The sequence below is a fragment of the Achromobacter sp. GbtcB20 genome (genome assembly GCF_019091095.1).
In the GTDB taxonomy this organism is placed as follows: Bacteria; Pseudomonadota; Gammaproteobacteria; order Burkholderiales; family Burkholderiaceae_B; genus Achromobacter; species Achromobacter mucicolens.
The window spans coordinates 1-353 of sequence record NZ_JAGXJZ010000328.1 but is presented as its reverse complement, the minus strand read 5'-3'; the positions used below and the strand labels follow the sequence as shown (position 1 = coordinate 353).

1 pseudogene is annotated in these 353 nt (G+C 68.0%); it reads left to right on the top strand.

What is annotated here, in order from left to right:
• Positions 1-353 (top strand): annotated as a pseudogene (locus KVT32_RS29195) (Fe/S-dependent 2-methylisocitrate dehydratase AcnD); the annotation flags it as partial.

The window sequence follows — 353 nt, the reverse complement described above, 5'->3', positions numbered from 1 at the left end:
GGCTTTCCTGGCCTCGCCGCCCCTGGTCATCGCCTACGCGATTGCCGGCACCATCCGCTTCGACATCGAGAAGGACGTGCTGGGCACGGACGCGAACGGCAAGCCGGTGACCTTGGCCGACATCTGGCCGAGCGACGAGGAGATCGACGCCGTCATCGAACAGAGCGTGAAGCCCGAGCAGTTCCGCAAGGTCTACACGCCGATGTTCGCGCGCGTGGCCGACGACGGCGAGGCCGTGAGCCCACTGTACGACTGGCGTCCGCAAAGCACCTACATCCGCCGTCCGCCCTACTGGGAAGGCGCGTTGGCCGGCGTGCGCACCTTGTCCGGCATGCGTCCGCTGGCGGTCCTGG